Source organism: Lysinibacillus sp. GW823-FHT02G10, assembly GCF_058797135.1.
Genome location: NZ_JBXAJI010000005.1, coordinates 116,176 through 134,019 on the forward strand (window position 1 = coordinate 116,176; position 17,844 = coordinate 134,019).

Below are 17,844 nucleotides of genomic sequence, written 5' to 3' on the forward strand. Positions count from 1 at the left end.
GGAGACGTGTCCGTGGGAACAGAAAGCTTTTCTTTTTTATGGTCCGCGAAGTATGAGCATCATGGGGCATTTGGCTTGGGTTTGGGTTGTTCAAATGCCGCATAGCGCTCATCACATTCGCGATACCAAGTGTCCTAGCTTACTAAAATGTAAGCTCTGCATCAAGTGTACTTTGTTTCAAACACACTTTCAACCTAATATCGAAAGCGATTGCAAAATGTCACAGATTGTTCAATCATTACGAGTCTATTCGACAAATAAGTCTTGACGCAATTGCTCCTCACTACGTTCCCACAATTCTGGATTAAGTTGCTTAAGGAAAGAAGCTAACACTTTTTTAGACGGTGCATCCATATGCTCTACAATAATATGACGTTTCATGGATTTATCCATTTTATTTACATGATCAGCTAGAATTTTATAGCCACGTCGTTTTTCACGATTTACAACCATCTCACAGGCTGTAACCCCTGCATAATATGGCCCATTTTCTTTATGGTCTATCGTCACCCACACGAGCCAATACGGTTTCCCGCCCTCTGAATCAGCACGGTCCATTGTAAATTTAATACCACGCTCTACGTCACTTCTTGCATGCATGGCACCAATTTCAACAGAAGCCGTCCCCTCTTCTACGTCCACTATTACAGGCGATACATTCTCTAATGAAAGTGAACCGATACCAAACCCTTTATGTCCATCTGTTGGATCGTTTTTTATAATGGTAAAACCCATTTTTTGTTTTGGTTTTTCTTCATTTGTCATACTTAAATATCCTCCATTCTGCTATTATAAAGGAAAGCATATCAACGCATATTTTATCGAAACAATCACTATTTTCGCCATTGCGTATATGCCTCAACGCAAGTAAGAAGTTTATACTTTCTTATAAACTAACTATACAACATTATTCTATAAAGGAGGCAATATTATGCCATACGTAACAGTGAAAATGCTTGAAGGTCGTACAGAGGAACAAAAACGTGCTCTTGTAAAAGAAGTAACAGAAGCAGTATCTCGCACAGTTAATGCACCTGCAGAAAATGTAACAGTTTTTATTGAAGAAATGTCTAAAAACCATTACGGCGTTGCAGGCGTTCGTTTTAGCGACAAATAATAGTAAGTTGGATAGAGCAAGCATCTTAACGCTCTATCCATTTTTTTGAAATGGTCATAAGTTAACCATCTTTTGCTGGAATAAAACCTTCTATTTCAAAAACAAGGATGTGATCTACGACATGAATAAACTGAAGATAATATTGCTCATCACTATGCTCGTCCTTGGCCTAATACTTGTATTTATCAGCCCCATTCAAAATGCGATCATTGCCCATTTAAGCCATCAATTAAATACTACTGAAATCAGTGTAGAAGAGATTGAAAAGAATAATCAGGTTAATGCAGATTATGTATTTGAGGATGTACAATCGCTGTCCATAGCGGAGGTATTAAAGGCTCAAACAAAGGCCAATAAAATGCCCATAATTGGTAGTATCGCCATACCAAGTGTTGACATGCAACTTCCGATTGTCAAAGGTGTTGGAAATGCTGCACTTGCCGTAGGGGCAGGTACCATGAAGCCAAATCAAAGCCTCGGGCAGGGAAATTACGCCTTAGCAGGACATTATTTTGAAGAAAAGGATATCTTATTTAGTCCTCTATATAAAGCAAGTATAGGAGATACAGTCTATGTAACGGATTTAACCAATATTTATGAATATCATTTAGCTTCTAAGAAAGTCATTGCGGCAACAGATATTTATGTAATCGATGATATTCCAAATAAAACTGTTTTAACACTCATTACATGTGCTGATAATGGATCAAAGCGTCTTGCCATACAAGCTGATTTTGTTCAACAATATCCATTTGATAAAGCACCTGAAAAGCTATCAGAAGCATTTTAGAAATAGGTGAAGCCCCTAAGATTTAAGAGTCTTAGGGGCTTCTTCTTTTAAGTAATTATTTAACTTCAGCGTTGCGGCGACGTAAGAAGTATAATGCACCAAGAATAAGTGCTACTCCAATCAGCATTAGTGCTGTTTGATCGGCACCATCTGTCTGAGGTAATTTACCTTGTGCTTTTAATTGAGCTTCTAATCGTTTTGCATCCGATTTAATTTTGTTAATATCAAGTGATTCTGCAACAGCTTCCTGTTCCTCTTTAGTTAATTGACTATATTTATTCAAGAAATCCTTATAAGCATCTAATGTATCTTTTGTAGCTTTAGTTGGATTATAAGGCGGTAAGTTTTTCCCTTGATCAATGACACCTTGAACAGAAGGTTTAGATCCCTCAGTTTTTCCAGGATTGGCCGAATTATTTGAATCTGTATTTGGTTTGTTTGGTTCTACAGGATTCTCTGGATCTGGATTTGGTTTATTCGGATCCACCGGTTTTTCTGGATCTGGATTTGGTTTGTTCGGATCCACCGGTTTTTCTGGATCTGGATTTGGTTTGTTCGGATCCACTGGTTTCTCTGGATCTGGATTTGGTTTGTTGGGATCCACTGGTTTCTCTGGATCTGGATTCGGTTTGTTCGGATCCACTGGTTTCTCTGGATCGGGATTCGGTTTGTTCGGATCCACTGGTTTTTCTGGGTCTGGATCTGGATTTCCTGGATTAGTTGTAGGAGGTGTTACTGGTAGACTTGGCTGAATTTTAGCCTCGCATGTATTACCCACGATAACTGTACCAATAATTGTCTTACCATTCTCCCTTACAATATACTTACCTGGCTTAATAATTGAATTATTGATCGTAATTTGACCCTTACTATCTGTTATAAACTCTGTTGAACCATTATCTTCAACCTGTATACCATCTTCACCTGTTATTGTTACTTTTACGCCTACACGTGGTTGACCAAACATATTGTTAATTGTCAATGTAAAGGCTGGACAAACTGGTGCAATTGATAATGTAATTTCACAAGGAACACTCGCATAAGAAACTTCTATCTCACCTAAGTAAATATTTTTATCATATACATCATATTTACCCGCAGGAGTTGTTTTAGATACAAATGTTAAATTTCCATCTTTATCCTTATTTGTTGAGATTACTTTTCCAGATTTATCTTTAATAATGACATCGTTACCTGGCTTGATGATGCCAGTATTATCTTTGATTATTACTGTGAAGTTTTCACATTTTGGTGTTGGTTGAACGCTCGCTTTACAATCGATATTGCTTTCAAACTCATCAATTTCTTCTCCATCAACTACAACTGTGTAAACACCTGGCTCTAAATCACTTAATTCAATTACACCGTCTTTTGTAGTTTTTGTAGCTATAATGTTACCTGTATCTTTATTTTTAACCGTTACTGAAGTACCATCTGCAACTAAATTACCATCAACATCATAGACAGTTAATTCAAACGTTTCACATTTTGGTGCTAACTGTACTTCACTTTGGCAATTATCATTGTGATACGTAACATTTACTTCACCTAAATACTGGGTACCCTCATATAGCTTATATTTTCCTGCTGGAGTTGTTTTATCAATGATGAATTGACCATCACTATTTGTTGTGCCAGTAGCTATAACAGTATTACTTAGATCTTTAAGTGTAACTGATACATTTGGACGTGGATTTCCATTCTCATTTTTTACAGTAATTTTAAAGTTAGGACATGAATTTGTAGGTTGGACTGTATCTTGACATTCTCCAGTACCATATTTAACGGTAACAGTACCTAAAGGAATGTCATTTTCGTCCACTAATGTATACACGCCTGCTTGGACTTCTTTACCACCTGTACCAGGTCGCTTAATATCTGATACTTGCCCCGCAGCATTTGTTGTGCCCGTGTATTTTGCATTGCCGTTGCTATCAATTAATTTAATATTTTTATTAGCAATAGCATTACCATCAATATCTTTCACTGTTAATGTGAATGCTGGACAGGCATTTGTAGCATCAAATTGCTCATTATTTACTAATTCAATAACTTTAGTAGCATTTTTAGCCAATGCAGTGTCAGTATCTTCATTTAATTTAATTGGAAAGTCTGACATAAGATCATAGCCTAATTTTGCTTCTTTTTCTTTAAGAATATAGTTTGCATAGTTAACATTTTCAAATACTACATTACCATCTTGATCTGAAATCGCTGTTGCTACAACATAAGGTGATCCCTTAACCATTTTAACTAATTCAAATTCTATATCTGATAATGGTTTTTTAACACCCGTCAAAGTGTTTAAGCCTACCTTATTAAATTTCAAATTTCCTTTTGTTAACGAGAAGTCTGCATCTGATGCACTAAAGCTAAAGCTACCACTGTATTTCGCTTCTTGCTCTTGGTTGTCAGCAGTTGCAAAACCAAAATTTATTTTTGCGTCATTGCTAAAAGCGTCATCTTTTTTACCAAGTACAAGAGTTTGATATTGAATTTGATAGCTTTCTTTATTTAATACTCCAAAGTCAATTTCAAATCCGCCACTTGCTGTAAATGTAACAGTAAATCCTAAAGAAGCAGGTGTTGACCAACTTCCACCAGAAGAGATGCCTGTATCCTTATTCACAGCATTTTTTCTTACTTGAATTGTCTCTTTTAACAGCATTTGATTCCCTGATGGTACATCCTCAACTTTGACTTCGCCTAATGTAGATAATGAACGATTGACATTTAGCATCCACGTTAAACGCTCAGTAGTAGAGTTACTACCAGGAGCTGTTGTAGTCTGATTGCTGTTAAAACTTGGATTACCTTTTTCAATTAATTTATTCGCATAGTTTACAGGAACAGGTGTTGCAGGTAGATTGTAAACTTTAGGACTTCCACCCACATTTGTCGTAAAGGTTGCCGTGTTTGTATATAATTTGTTCTTGTCTGCTTTGTTACTAGACTCAATACCAATGATATTGTCAGAGTCCTTAGTTTGGTATTTAACAATATATACTTTGTTATTCGCAACCCCTAAATTATTAGCTAAAGTAAGTGTAAAGCTTTTATTATCAGACGGAATATCTAAAGAATATAAGCTATCTGGTAAATCTGCTCCTTCAGTACCATTTTCATCATTATCTGTAGTATTCAATGTAAATTCTTTTACCTTAAATGTACCTGGTACAATTACATGCCCTTCACCAATTATATCTTGAAGCACTGCATTGTTAATGTTTTGCTTATTAATATTGACTTTAATATCCCAGTTAAACACTTGATCAACATAGTCATACTTACCTTGTTTCCGGCCGTTGTTAACTGAGTTTGATTCAGGTTTGTAGTGAGCTAATTTCTCAACACTATACAGTTTATCTGTTGTCCAACTAGCAATTGCTTTATTGCCATAGCCTTGCTCATGAACAGAACCATCTGGCAAAATTTCATAGGCCGTTTTATAAGTGATTGTCGCTGTTTGTCCCTTAGCCACTGTACCACCAGTTAATGTAAAGCCATTGGCATCAATAGAAATAGTTTGCCCTGTCATATTCGATACAGTAATATCAGAGTCATTTATTACACTGTCATTATTTGCGTCCACTAGTGTATGCTGTGCATTGTGAGATCCCTCTGTAAATGTATCGGCAATTGTTAAACCAGTAATATCTTTTCCATCAGCAGTATTATTATCTGCCTTTACAGTAATTGTCCATGTGATTTCTTTTTTATTTGTATCTACTGTACGGGATTTTGTTAAGATTCCTTCTGTCAAGGTATGTGTAGCGGTTTTTGCTTGTGCTCCAGAACCGCTAATGACCGAGTTTGTCATCATTGTTTTATTATTACTATAGAAATCAGTTGGCAATTTTGCATCATATGTGATGCGATATGCTTTTGTAATAGAATTGTTAAATTCTAGTTTAAAGCCATCTGTACGCCCATTATTTATAATAGGATTTACTTGATATTCTGTCGCATCAATTTCTGTGCCTGCTCCAGTAGCCGTACCTGTATCATTCACTGTCATTGCATATACTTTAATCGTATTTGTATCAATGACATGACCTGTTGGTAGCGTATCTTCTATCCAAGCATCTGCTTGGTCAATCGCTGCTTGATTATAGTTGTAACGAACTTCCCATGAAGATATATAGTTATTGCTTGTTTTTGTGCCATCTAAACTTTTTTCTAATGCCTTGCCATACGTAGTTGATGCTTTTTTAGTATCTGAATCTTCATAGGTAGGATCAGTTAATTTAATTGAATTCGAAAATTCTTTTGTTCCCTCTTGCTGAGCAATTGGTAAATTCACTTTCGTTTGATATTTAATTTTATATGCATTTCTACCATCTAGTACAATATCCTCGAAATTTTGGTTTAATTGTGTTCCTGTAGCTGTTGCTGCTACACCATTTAATCCCACTTCATATGTCTCGACTGTAACAGAATTTGGCACGAGTATATGACCTGGACCCGGTGTATCCATAATTGTTGCATTAGTTAAATTTTTACCTGCTTTATTAACCCATACTTCCCAATCAATCATACGTTCACCGTTTATAACGGTTACTTCTCCAGATTTTTTGGTTACCATTTTTTCATTGCTAGTAGATGGAAGAAATGTCAGTTTAACAACATCTGTTCCACCACCTGCTAAAGGTATTTCTAAGTCCTGTTCTACATTATTGCTAAGCAGATTAAAACCAGAAGTAAAGTTCATTTCAAATCCAACATTATTAGAGCCTGCAATATCAGCAGATGGATCTTCAGTTATTGTGACTGTTACCTGACTTCCACTAGTATGCCAATCAAATGCAGGTGAAATAGGGGTTGCAGGTTTTTGTCCATTAAATGCACTATTAAAATCTATTAATGAGGCTGGCAATGAGTAGGTGAAAAAATCTCCAGCCTTCACATCACTTGGCAAATCAACCTTGAAAATAAATTTCCCATTTGCTTGTTGATTTTGTGCTAACTCTGTTGTAAAAGCTGGTGGTACTACATCAGTACCATTAATTTTCAATTCAAAAACATCTAATTTTACTGAGCTAGTTAAATCTGTAGGAGGCAATGCAGATGCCTCTAATGGCTCTATTAATGGTTTAGTTTGGTTCTCTGGAACCATTCCATTATCTTTATCACCAATTGAGATACCTGTATCTTCTCCACCATCACCATTATCATTTCCAGTTTCTTCTTCAGGAGTAGCTGGTGATGTTACTGATGGTTCACCTCCAAAACTAGTTCCTGCATCTTCTTCAGATATAGCTGGTGGTGTTACTGGGAGCTCACCCTCGTCTCCTAAATTAGTTTCAACGTCTTGGCTAGACTCATTTGAAGGAGTCACAGGTGGTTGACTCTCGTCGGCAAACACTGAAATTGGTGAAAGTACTGTTTGAAATACAAGTAGCAATATAATAATCGCTATGTTTAATTTTTTCATGTTTCTCTCCTTTTTTAGTTAGAGAGATACCTGATACTGTTTGCTACAAAGATTGATCCTTTCAGTTTTAGGAAAGGAATGAACAAACAATAGGTCACTCTCTCTTTCCTTTAATTTTTATGGAAACATCTCAAATAAAACTCAACCATTATCTTAATATAGGTCATTAGAATCACTCAAATATGTTTCCACATATCTTCACGGCACTTTTGTATCACAACAATCAATTCGCACCACCTCCATTTCAAAATTATTGATTAATTATATCTAATTCAACTTAACAGTTTCTAAACAATTATCTAAAAATAATAAAGCAGTAAACAACATCCCATTGGAACGTGTTTACTGCTTTATTATTTTTAAAATTTATATTTATTTATTGTCTTTCCTTAATAACATTAATATTTGTTTTTTTACAGTTGAGTTTGTTGAATCGTCCTCTAAGAAATCTAATGGGAAATAGATTTTATGATCTCGTTTCATACGCCCTGAGATAGCATCCACAATAATGGATTCACGTGAAAGCTCCCGTAGCTCACCATTTTTCATTTCTAAAAAAATTGGTACACGCACTTCTTCCTCTCCTGGTCTGTAAAAATCATATGGCAGATCTGCTGTTGTATCATGTACAAGATAATAATCGGGGTCTAATCCTGCCTTTTTGAAAAGCTCTTGGAGTTTTTGATATTTATTGAGCTCTACTCCAGGGTCTAAATCAATGTATTGAAATAGCTTACGATTCACAAAGCGGCGGCTTAAATCACTTAGAATGGCATCCTCCTCTTGCATCCATAACTGAAAATATGTAAAAAGTATACTCTCGTCTAACGCAAGATAATCCTCTAATGTAATAACATTTCGGAAAAATGCTAGGAAATGAGTAGGCTCATGCTTAAATGTATAGCCCGCTAAGCTTAATTGTTTTACTCTTTTTAATATATTATTTAAAATTACCTCTGCACTTCGTGAAACAGGATGGAAATAAATTTGTAAGTACATTTGATAGCGACTCATTATATAGTCTTCCACCGCATGCATGCCTGTTGCTTTGATTACTACTTGGTTTTTTCTTGGACGCATTACTCTTAAAATCCGTTCCATATCAAAATGACCGTAGCTTACACCTGTAAAATAAGCATCACGTTGTAAGTAATCCATACGATCTGCATCAATTTGGCTCGAAATTAAACTAATTACTTGCTTATTTGGATATGTCTTTTCAATTACTTGGGATACCTTTTCAGGAAAATCAGCTGCCACTTTTTTTAAGATCGCATTTACTTCCGTATCTCCCAACAAAATTTGCCTTGTAAAATATTCATGATCAAGCTCAAATACATTTTCAAAGGCATGGGAAAATGGGCCATGACCTAAATCATGTAAAAGGGCTGCACATAACACTAATAATCTTTCACTTTCATCCCAATCTGGACGCCCTACAAAGATATCATCTACTATGCGACGTACAATTTCGTAAACCCCCAGAGAATGACTAAAGCGACTATGTTCTGCTCCATGAAATACTAAAAATGTGGTACCTAGTTGACGAATTCTACGTAAACGCTGAAATTCTCTTGTACCCACTAAATCCCATATCACTTGATCTCGAACATGTACATAACGGTGTACTGGATCTTTAAATACCTTTTCTTCTTCTAATTTAGCGTTTGCATATGTCATTTGGATAGCACCCCCATTTTGTTATAGTTCTATTATATGCGATAAATCTAGGACTAGCATACTTATTGCCATTTTTCTATAGATATTAACAACCTATTTCGATTACCTTTATCATTATTTTTATATTTATATTGGTCTAATTTCTCAACATATAAAAAAAGCAAAACAAAAACTATCCCCCAAGTAGAGATAGCTTTTAGTTTTACTTTTTTAATTTTGCTAAAACCTTTTCCATTAGTTCATCTTCTGTTAATGCAGCAACAGGTCGGCTATTTACAAAGGTAAATGTCTTTTTGCGTCCTGGACCACAGTAAGAATGACAGCCAATTTCGATGGTTGCATCAGGATCGATTTCCTTTAATTTTGGAATTAACGTTTTTAAGTTAACGGCCTGACATTCATCGCAAACTTTAAATTCGTTTGCCATTTTGTCAACAACCCTTTCTATATAGTATTTTTCAAACATAATCTCGCTCTATTGCACACATGACTTTCACATATTTAAGTATGCAGCATGTGCGCAAACCTACATCGGGTATTGTATCGTACTTTTCCCCTTCTATTCAAGCATAATTCCTTCTACATAGATGAATAAAAGGTTAAAAGATTGGTCATGCTAGTCTTAAATAACAAGTTCCAGATAAAGGTGGGAGGATTTTAATATGAGTAAAGTAAGACAAGATGCTTGGTTAAAAGAAAACGATGAATTACTAGCAGAGGCTGTAATCCGTCATGTAACAGAAGGAAGCACACAGCTTAATGCCTTTGAGGAAGCAGGCGATGCATTAAATCGTACTGCGGCGGCCTGTGGTTTTCGTTGGAATGCCGTTGTTCGTAAAGAATACGAGGAACAATTAGCAGAAGCTAAAAAGGAAAGAAAAGAGAGAATGCGAGTGTTGGGAGCGCCAGCAAGACGCCGTGCTTCTAGTATGTTTACCGTAAATAATAGTGCTGCAGAAGGAAAATCAATTCCACTATCTGCCCTTTCTCTTGATATTGTCATAGCTTATTTACTACGTTTACAGCATTCTGGTGAAGTAGGAAATGAATCTTCAAAATGGCGACAACTTGTACATGTAACATCTGAGAAAAATAAAAAACTAGAGAAAACCATTACAAAACTAGAAGAGGAAAATCGAGCGATTCGCAAAGATTACGAGCAATTTGTTCAAATTATGAATCGTGCTAGACGTCTTGTTACGCTTGATGAAGAGGAAGAGCGAATTGCACCTGTTTTTAAAATGGAGAAGAACGGAAATCTTGTAACTAGCAGTTCTATTTATCAACCAGAAAATGGCGATGCGCTAAATTAGCCGCATCGCTTTTTCTGTTTCATATAATCAACCAGCTTACTTACGTTCAAGCATTTTGGTGTTGCGCTCAAAAACGCGCTGTAAATAAAAACCATACAACGTTAATTCTTCGTCGTAAAAGGACTGTGGACGTACTTCCTCGGCCCACTGATTAAGTAGTTGCTGAAGACGAATAACAACCGCTTCTACTGTTAAATGGGGGTCCACAAGCTCCGATAGCGAAGCCATGACTTCTGGTACGATTTGAGGGTATGGGAATTTTGTTTCCTCTTGTTGCAAGCTCTCTTCATAAAAGTCACGGATAAGTGCCGCGCGCTGTGAGCCACTCCCCTCAATACATAAATAAATTTGCACTGCCACCCCTTGACGTAAGCGTCTTTGTGAAATACCAGCAAATTTTTTCCCATCAATACTTAAATCATAAGAACCTGGGCAATAAGAGCCCACTATTTCATAAGCCTCAATTTTTTCAGCTACTTCTGAGAACAATCCCTTCACAAGGTCTACCATTACATCATAGCCATCGTTTATACTGAGCGACTCTTTTTGTTCAGACAATACAATGGAAATATTAAGAATCCCTTCATCTAGCACAACCGCTAGTCCACCAGAATTACGAACAATAGGATGATAGCCTCTAGATTCTAGTAATTCCATACCTTGCTGAACATAAGGTAAACGATGGTCTTGAATACCTAGCACAACAGATGCCTCATGAACCCATGTACGAATTGTTGGAGGAGACATCAATTGGCCGACTAATTGGCACAATGTATCGTCCGTCGCAAAAGATTCAAGCGGTGATCTTTGCTTCGCACTAATGGATTGATCATAATAACGCCAAATTGGCTGTTGTAAAATATGTTTCATTTTGGAACTCCTCTTATTACATCTCTTCTCTTTAGAATACATTATCTTTAGATGGTGTCAAATTCGTGAATTACTATCATGAACTTAGGGTTTTTGTACAAACTATGATAAACTAATTTTTGAATGGTATTCACTTATAAAGGAGTGTTTTCAATAATGAATGAAGCAGCAATTACGTTAGATGGTTGGTACGCTTTACATGATTTCCGCTCAATTGATTGGGCATCTTGGAAACTTGTATCTGCTGAGGAACGTCAAGCAGCAGTAAAGGAGTTTATTGCTTATTTAGAAAAACTGAACGAAGCAGACGTAGCTAAAACAGGTGCTCATGCTTTTTATGCAATCGTTGGTCAAAAAGCAGACTTTATGATTATGACATTGCGTGAAACAATGGATGAGTTACAAGAGCTAGAAGCAGAATTCAATAAATTAGCTATTGCAGATTTTACAATTCCTACATATTCTTATGTATCTGTGGTAGAGCTTTCAAACTATTTAGCTGGCGAATCAAATGAAGATCCTTACCAAAATCCACATGTACGTGCGCGTCTGTATCCTGAACTTCCACGGGCTAAATATGTATGCTTCTATCCAATGGATAAACGCCGTCAAGGGAACGACAATTGGTACATGCTATCAATGGATGAGCGTAAATCATTAATGCGTTCACATGGAATGATTGGTCGCGGCTATGCTGGTAAAGTAAAACAAATTATCACTGGCTCTGTAGGCTTCGATGATCACGAATGGGGCGTAACTTTATTTGCTGATGACGTACTGCAATTCAAAAAATTAGTATATGAAATGCGCTTTGACGAAGTGTCCGCACGCTATGGCGAATTCGGGGAATTTTTCGTCGGAAACCTTCTTGATAAAGATAAATTGGTTAAATTCTTAACTGTTTAATATCTAATTAAAAATGCGAGTCCTCAATATGGACTCGCTTTTTTAAATTTCGTTTTCTTCTGCATTCTCGGATTCGAATATTAAAATAATAATATGAATAAAAATCCCAGTTAGAATCATAAGAAAAACTAAATACCAATTATATGGTTGATGATAATATTCTGCTATTCCAACTGCCAGAAAAGCGCTGATGATGATTGCTACAAACATACTAAAAATACGCATGGAAACGCTCCTTCATAAAAGCAAAAATAAAGTCAATTTTAGTATGTCACGCTATATTTTTAATATACTTACTAGGCAAGAATAATTATGTCTTATTGGATATCAGCTAAAACAAGCATTGTAAAGGCATTTTTCCTGATGCTCTGCTTTCCACACTATTACTCACAATATAAAAAAGTGCCATCTTTTAGCGATGACACTTTCTTAACCTCAACACGTTTCTTCTATAATACCTCATTAAGAGCTCTCGTTCTTTACTTTTAAAATTAAGATAACCGTTTGAATAAAAAAACCAATCACTATAATAACAATAAAGAGATACCAGTGGAGCGGCTGTCCATAAAACTCCCCTAATAGAAAAGCCAGTACTGCACTTAATAAGATCCCAAACCAAACGCCAATTTCCATAAGCCATCACCTCACATGTATTAGATACACATGCAATTCATTGATCTCACGTTCCCCTAAATCTATTTTTTTCTATTTACCCTTTTTGCTATAAAAACTATCGGGCCTTGCAGGATTTGAAGTATTTTCTACGTACTTGTCGTTATTACTACTATATGCATAGTAACTTTAATATGTGATTGTCTTTCTTAACAAAATTGAACATGACTACTATACCTTCGTGCATATACTGTCTGCGAGGAGGTATGAAAATCGCTGTTATTAAGACGAATGATGCACAGACAGCCCTACTTGCAAGACTAATGCGTGCCGAAGCAGAAGGCGAAGGAGAGTTAGGTATGCTGATGGTTGGGAATGTTGGCGTTAATCGTGTAAGAGGTGATTGTTTAGATTTTGGTGATATTCGAACAATTGAACAAATGGTTTATCAGCGTCCGGGAGGCTTTGAGGCAACACAAAAGGGTTATTTTTATCAAAGAGCACGTGATCAAGATATCCGGTTAGCTAAAAGGGTGATTCAGGGTGAAAGATTTCATCCAGCTACCCGCTCTTTGTGGTTTTTCATGCCAGCAGGTGATTGTCCTGCACAATGGTATGGCCAATGGAATACTGGCAGGTTCAAATCCCATTGTTTTTTCTCGCCAACTGAACAAGATTGTCCTCAAATTTAAAAAGAAAGTAGGTTGATAATTGATGATGCCTTATTATTGGACACCAACAACGCAACAACAAATGACTCCTCCTCCAGTCACACTTCCGAGCGGACGACCACCTGGCCGTGAGGAGTCCTATATAGAAAATATTTTACGTTTGAACCGTGGAAAACCAGCTACCTTCCATTTTTCTTTTGAGCACGCAGTAGAGCAGGGAAAAAACACAAAAACTGTTCGTGGTGTGGTAGAAGCAGCTGGTCGAGATCATGTCATTATTCGTGAGCTTAAGTCTAATCATCGTTTTCTTTTCCCTATGATTTATTTCGATTTTGCTGAGTATGATGAGGAAATGGCTTACTTTAATCAAAATCCATAATTCTATCTCTAAGTAAAAATCCGCAATACACTCACTGACCAAAAGTCGATGGGCGTATGCGGATTTTTATCATTCGCTATGTTCAATTTTTTTTTAAATACGTTAAGGTTGCTTTACCTAAGGTTTTTGCTGCAATTAGCATAGCACGTTCATCAAAATCAAAGCGTGCATGATGATGCGGGTAGGCCGTTTCCCATTCTGGCTTTTTAGCTCCTGTGAAGAAAAATGTGCCTGGTACTTTTTCTAAATAATACGCAAAATCTTCCCCAATCATAAATGGCGGACATGTTATTACTTGATCTACCCCTGGTACAGTCGACGCCAATTGTGCCAAAAACTCGGTTTCTCTCTGATGGTTATAAACAGGTGGATAACCCCTTGTGTAACGATATTCGTAACTTGCCCCAAATGCCAGACAAGTCGCATTTAATACTGCTTCTAACTCTTGTTCCATTTGTATGCGTACTTCTTCTTCAAATGTACGAATTGTCCCCGCTAAAACTACCCGATCAGCTATAACGTTAAACGGATTAATTGCCTCAAAATGACCGATTGTTAAAACAGCTGATTTCAATGGGTCAATTCGTCTTGAAACAAGCTGTTGAGCATTAACGACAAATTGGGAGGCTAGGGTAACTGCATCAATAGAATGATGAGGCTCTGCGCCATGACCACCCTTTCCTTGTACCGTTATTTCTATTTTATCCGCGGCAGCCATGATGGCTCCATCTTTCACTAATATTTCTCCTAATGGTGTAGGTGCCCATAAATGTGTACCAAAAATAACATCTACACCTTCTAAACAACCATCCTCAATCATCGGCTTAGCTCCACCTGGAGCCACTTCCTCTGCATGCTGATGAATAAATACGACATTGCCTTCAATTTGGTCCCTCATCGCATTCAATGCCTTAGCTAGCCCAAGCAATGTAGCTGTATGTCCATCATGTCCACATGCATGCATTTTTCCAGCTATTTTAGATTTGTAAGGTACATCATTTTCTTCTTGAATCGCTAATGCATCGAAGTCAGCTCGTAAAGCCACCGTTTTGCCCGGCTTTCCGCCACGTAATATCGCTACGACACCACGTCCTCCCACTCCTTCCCGAACCACATGACCCAATTCTCTATGAAAAGTAGCTATATAGGATGGCGTTTCGACTTCTTCAAAGGATAATTCAGGGTATTCATGTAAATGGCGACGAATCCCTACCATCTCATTATAGTTAGCATCCAGTAATGTAAATAGTTTTTCCATACTACGTAACCTCACTTTTGGTATTTTCGAAATATTGCAAGTAATATTAGTAGTGTACTATAAATTCTTACAAAATGGATAGGATTTAAATCCCTATCTTTGAAAGATGACTCATAACAAAGAAAAACCCCCCTACAAATAATGTAAGAGAGTCAGCTTAAAATTAGCGAGCATGCTTGAGAGCAGTTAAAATAATAAGTAGCCATCCAGCTAAAAATAGTACGCCACCAATCGGTGTAATAGCTCCTAATACTTTAATACCACTTATCGCCAGAACATATAAGCTCCCAGAAAAGAAAACAATACCAAGGTTAAAGAAAATACCTGCTAGATTTAATTGTTTCACTTCACCTAATAGTTTAGAGCTCATTAACAGACCAATGATTAGTAATCCTGTAGCGTGAAACATTTGATATTGAACAGCCGTTTCCCAAATACCTTGACTATATTCATCTAAAATTTCCTTTAAAGCATGTGCACCAAATGCACCGAATGCTACTGCTAATAGGCCATGAAGAGCACCTGTCACGATAAATCTTTTCATTTTCGTTACCCTACCTTTAAAATGGATTAAAAATCAAAAATGGAATCGCCATTGGCTCCATCTTCTTCAATCTTTGCTGTATATAAAGTGGATGGTTTTGACTCTGATACAAGCATTTGCAGTACATGCTTATGAGGAGTGATAGATGGTGCATCACTTGAAGAATCTAACACCACATCACATAATGCTCGAATGGCTGTAAGTGCCTCACGAATTTGCTGATCATTTCCCGCATTTTTTGCGTAAGATAATTGTTTTTCAAGTTGCTGTATAACGGCTTGATAAGAAATCATTACATTCTCCCACTTTCTACTTTTGGTACGAATTTTAAACAATCTACACCCGAGGATTGCTTCACAACAACGGATGGTATTTGCTTTGTTTTAAAGCCATAAGCTGCACATGCTCGTGGGTTTTGAGGGTCCCAGGTTACTTTAAAAAATTGACACTTAAAACAATTCACCTTCATCAATGTCCCTCACTTTCTTCTATATTAAATGTAACATGATTGCTAAAGCGTATAAAGCAAACGATTTGTGCCAATCTATTCTAAACACCAATCAATCGGCTGCTTGCCCCACTCCACTAATTGTTGATTTATCTTTGAATAAGGTTTACTACCAAAGAATCCTCGATAAGCACTTAATGGACTTGGGTGTGGCGCTTCGAGTATGACATGTGGTGTTTTATATTTTCGGATTAATTGCTTTTTGCGTTGCGCTGGTTTGCCCCACAATACAAAAATTAGTGGTTCTTCCCTTGCAGCTAATAGATCGATAACAGCATCGGTAAATTGCTCCCATCCTTGTTCTTTATGGGAATTCGCTTGTCCTGCTCGAACTGTAAGCACCGTATTTAATAGCATAACACCCTGTTCAGCCCACTTTGTAAGCGTTCCATTTTGAGGAATTGGACAGCCTAAATCATCCTGTAGCTCTTGAAACATATTCCGTAAGCTAGGAGGATGTGGAATACCTGGTTTAACAGAAAAGCTTAGCCCATGCGCTTGATTAGGCCCATGATAAGGGTCTTGTCCCAAAATAACAACCTTCACATCATGATATGCTGTTGTATAGAATGCGTTCATCACATCATTGATTGGTGGATAAATAGTTTGTGTCGAATATTCATTTGCGACAAATTGACGTAGTTTTTGATAATATGGTTTTTCTAATTCTTCTTTGAGTACTTCTTGCCAATCATTCGGGAATACTTGTTTCATCGTTCTTTAAGCCCCTTTCTCTTCTTACAACGGTACAAAAAATTAAAGATGAATTCAAGCATCAGTTGAAACTGACCATATAAAAATATAGTATTCTGGCTATTTTTATAGAATCAGAATCGGACTATACTAGATGTTAATTTTATAACTCTTAACGATAAAGGAGATCCTTTACATGACTCTAAAAAAAACATTAACAATTGCTGGTTCAGATACATCAGGCGGTGCAGGAATGCAAGCTGACCTTAAAACATTCCAAGAGCACGGTACATATGGGATGGTGGCATTAACAGTTGTCGTAACAATGGACCCTAACGGCTGGACACATAACGTCACACCTTTGCCAACTAATTTACTACAAAAACAAATTGACACAGCACTTTCCACAGGAATTGATGCCATTAAGACAGGAATGCTCTCAACAGAAGAAATTATTCGTATTGCTGGAAAGGCTATTGCAAATTCAGGGACTAAAAATGTTGTCATCGATCCTGTTATGGTATGTAAAGGTGACGATGAAGTACTGAATCCAGGTAACACAGATGCCATGATTCAGCATCTTTTACCACTAGCAGCGGTAACAACACCAAACCTTTTTGAAGCTGGACAATTAGCTGGCACAGGTACACCAAAAAACATTGACGACATGAAGATTGCTGCTCGTAAAATCCTTGAACTAGGAGCTAAAGCTGTTGTCATAAAAGGTGGAAAAGCCCTAGCTACTGAAAAAGCAATAGACTTATTCTTTGATGGTGAAACATTCTACTTATTAGAATCTGAAAAAGTTGCATCTACAAATAACCACGGTGCAGGCTGTACTTTTGCTGCCTCTGTCACAGCGAATCTTGCGAATGGACTTACTATTAAAGATTCTGTCATTGAAGCAAAAGAGTTTGTATCGGCAGCTATTGCACATGGCTGGGCGCTAAATGAATATGTAGGTCCTGTCATGCATGGAGCGAAATCACGCTTTGGTGCTCCACACGTAACAGTAACAGAAATATAAGGATGAAAGGGATGTCTCAAAGTCATTTGAGACATCCCTCTT

19 protein-coding genes are annotated in these 17,844 nt (G+C 36.9%); 7 read left to right on the forward strand and 12 right to left on the reverse strand.

Annotated features, from left to right (window positions below):
- Positions 1-246: 246 nt before the first annotated feature.
- Complete coding sequence (locus AC1RFD_RS16155) at positions 247-765, reverse strand: YwhD family protein (protein ID WP_004231517.1); 519 nt, start codon at positions 763-765, stop codon at positions 247-249.
- 166 nt (positions 766-931) lie between these two features.
- Between AC1RFD_RS16155 and thmT the strand changes: the two genes are divergently transcribed.
- Both thmT and AC1RFD_RS16165 read left to right on the forward strand, forming a co-directional pair.
- Complete coding sequence (gene thmT / locus AC1RFD_RS16160) at positions 932-1,117, forward strand: 2-hydroxymuconate tautomerase (protein WP_004231516.1); 186 nt, start codon at positions 932-934, stop codon at positions 1,115-1,117.
- Positions 1,118-1,238: 121 nt separating this feature from the next.
- Positions 1,239-1,907, forward strand: a complete 669-nt coding sequence (locus tag AC1RFD_RS16165) for a class A sortase (protein WP_054548575.1) — start codon at positions 1,239-1,241, stop codon at positions 1,905-1,907.
- A 55-nt stretch (positions 1,908-1,962) separates the two neighbouring features.
- On the opposite strand, the gene AC1RFD_RS16170 is transcribed toward AC1RFD_RS16165, so the two are convergent.
- The 3 genes from AC1RFD_RS16170 to AC1RFD_RS16180 form a co-directional block, all read right to left on the reverse strand.
- Positions 1,963-7,341: a collagen binding domain-containing protein gene (locus AC1RFD_RS16170; RefSeq protein WP_492475075.1), complete on the reverse strand. Its 5,379-nt coding sequence runs from the start codon at positions 7,339-7,341 to the stop codon at positions 1,963-1,965.
- Between the two features lie 372 nt (positions 7,342-7,713).
- The gene (locus AC1RFD_RS16175) at positions 7,714-9,021 is read right to left on the reverse strand and encodes an HD domain-containing protein (protein WP_004227654.1); all 1,308 of its coding nucleotides are present in this window, start codon (positions 9,019-9,021) and stop codon (positions 7,714-7,716) included.
- 202 nt (positions 9,022-9,223) lie between these two features.
- On the reverse strand, positions 9,224-9,448 hold the full coding sequence (locus AC1RFD_RS16180; protein WP_004227652.1) for a YuzB family protein: 225 nt from the start codon (positions 9,446-9,448) through the stop codon (positions 9,224-9,226).
- A 235-nt stretch (positions 9,449-9,683) separates the two neighbouring features.
- On the opposite strand from AC1RFD_RS16180, the gene AC1RFD_RS16185 reads away from it, so the two are divergent.
- Positions 9,684-10,334, forward strand: coding sequence for an RsfA family transcriptional regulator (locus tag AC1RFD_RS16185; protein WP_004227650.1), 651 nt, complete (start codon positions 9,684-9,686; stop codon positions 10,332-10,334).
- Between the two features lie 36 nt (positions 10,335-10,370).
- Here AC1RFD_RS16185 and lipL read toward each other — a convergent pair whose 3' ends face one another.
- Positions 10,371-11,204, reverse strand: coding sequence for an octanoyl-[GcvH]:protein N-octanoyltransferase (gene lipL / locus AC1RFD_RS16190; protein ID WP_492475076.1), 834 nt, complete (start codon positions 11,202-11,204; stop codon positions 10,371-10,373).
- Positions 11,205-11,360: 156 nt separating this feature from the next.
- Between lipL and hemQ the strand changes: the two genes are divergently transcribed.
- Positions 11,361-12,110 carry a hydrogen peroxide-dependent heme synthase gene (gene hemQ / locus AC1RFD_RS16195; RefSeq protein WP_492475077.1) on the forward strand — a complete coding sequence of 250 codons (750 nt, stop codon included), beginning with the start codon at positions 11,361-11,363 and terminating at the stop codon, positions 12,108-12,110.
- Between the two features lie 42 nt (positions 12,111-12,152).
- On the opposite strand, the gene AC1RFD_RS16200 is transcribed toward hemQ, so the two are convergent.
- Positions 12,153-12,335, reverse strand: a complete 183-nt coding sequence (locus AC1RFD_RS16200; protein WP_004227636.1) for a hypothetical protein — start codon at positions 12,333-12,335, stop codon at positions 12,153-12,155.
- 237 nt (positions 12,336-12,572) lie between these two features.
- The gene (locus tag AC1RFD_RS16205; protein ID WP_004227634.1) at positions 12,573-12,743 is read right to left on the reverse strand and encodes a hypothetical protein; all 171 of its coding nucleotides are present in this window, start codon (positions 12,741-12,743) and stop codon (positions 12,573-12,575) included.
- A 245-nt stretch (positions 12,744-12,988) separates the two neighbouring features.
- Between AC1RFD_RS16205 and AC1RFD_RS16210 the strand changes: the two genes are divergently transcribed.
- Together AC1RFD_RS16210 and gerQ are read left to right on the forward strand one after the other, a co-directional pair.
- The gene (locus tag AC1RFD_RS16210) at positions 12,989-13,414 is read left to right on the forward strand and encodes a cell wall hydrolase (RefSeq protein ID WP_004227631.1); all 426 of its coding nucleotides are present in this window, start codon (positions 12,989-12,991) and stop codon (positions 13,412-13,414) included.
- Between the two features lie 22 nt (positions 13,415-13,436).
- Positions 13,437-13,772, forward strand: a complete 336-nt coding sequence (gene gerQ / locus AC1RFD_RS16215; protein WP_004227629.1) for a spore coat protein GerQ — start codon at positions 13,437-13,439, stop codon at positions 13,770-13,772.
- An 82-nt stretch (positions 13,773-13,854) separates the two neighbouring features.
- On the opposite strand, the gene AC1RFD_RS16220 is transcribed toward gerQ, so the two are convergent.
- From AC1RFD_RS16220 to AC1RFD_RS16240, 5 genes are all read right to left on the reverse strand, one after another.
- Complete coding sequence (locus AC1RFD_RS16220) at positions 13,855-15,030, reverse strand: M20 family metallopeptidase (protein ID WP_492475078.1); 1,176 nt, start codon at positions 15,028-15,030, stop codon at positions 13,855-13,857.
- A 163-nt stretch (positions 15,031-15,193) separates the two neighbouring features.
- Positions 15,194-15,574 (reverse strand): DUF423 domain-containing protein, encoded by a 381-nt coding sequence (locus AC1RFD_RS16225; RefSeq protein WP_103117406.1) that lies wholly within the window; start codon positions 15,572-15,574, stop codon positions 15,194-15,196.
- A 26-nt stretch (positions 15,575-15,600) separates the two neighbouring features.
- Positions 15,601-15,867, reverse strand: a complete 267-nt coding sequence (locus tag AC1RFD_RS16230) for a YwdI family protein (protein ID WP_492475079.1) — start codon at positions 15,865-15,867, stop codon at positions 15,601-15,603.
- Entirely contained in the window at positions 15,867-16,043 is a 177-nt protein-coding gene (locus AC1RFD_RS16235) for a hypothetical protein (protein WP_048393435.1), read from the reverse strand. Before AC1RFD_RS16235 ends, AC1RFD_RS16230 begins: the two co-directional genes overlap by 1 nt.
- Positions 16,044-16,118: 75 nt before the next feature.
- Positions 16,119-16,796, reverse strand: a complete 678-nt coding sequence (locus AC1RFD_RS16240; protein WP_103117405.1) for a uracil-DNA glycosylase — start codon at positions 16,794-16,796, stop codon at positions 16,119-16,121.
- Between the two features lie 175 nt (positions 16,797-16,971).
- Between AC1RFD_RS16240 and thiD the strand changes: the two genes are divergently transcribed.
- On the forward strand, positions 16,972-17,802 hold the full coding sequence (thiD, locus tag AC1RFD_RS16245; RefSeq protein ID WP_492475080.1) for a bifunctional hydroxymethylpyrimidine kinase/phosphomethylpyrimidine kinase: 831 nt from the start codon (positions 16,972-16,974) through the stop codon (positions 17,800-17,802).
- Positions 17,803-17,844 lie beyond the last annotated feature (42 nt).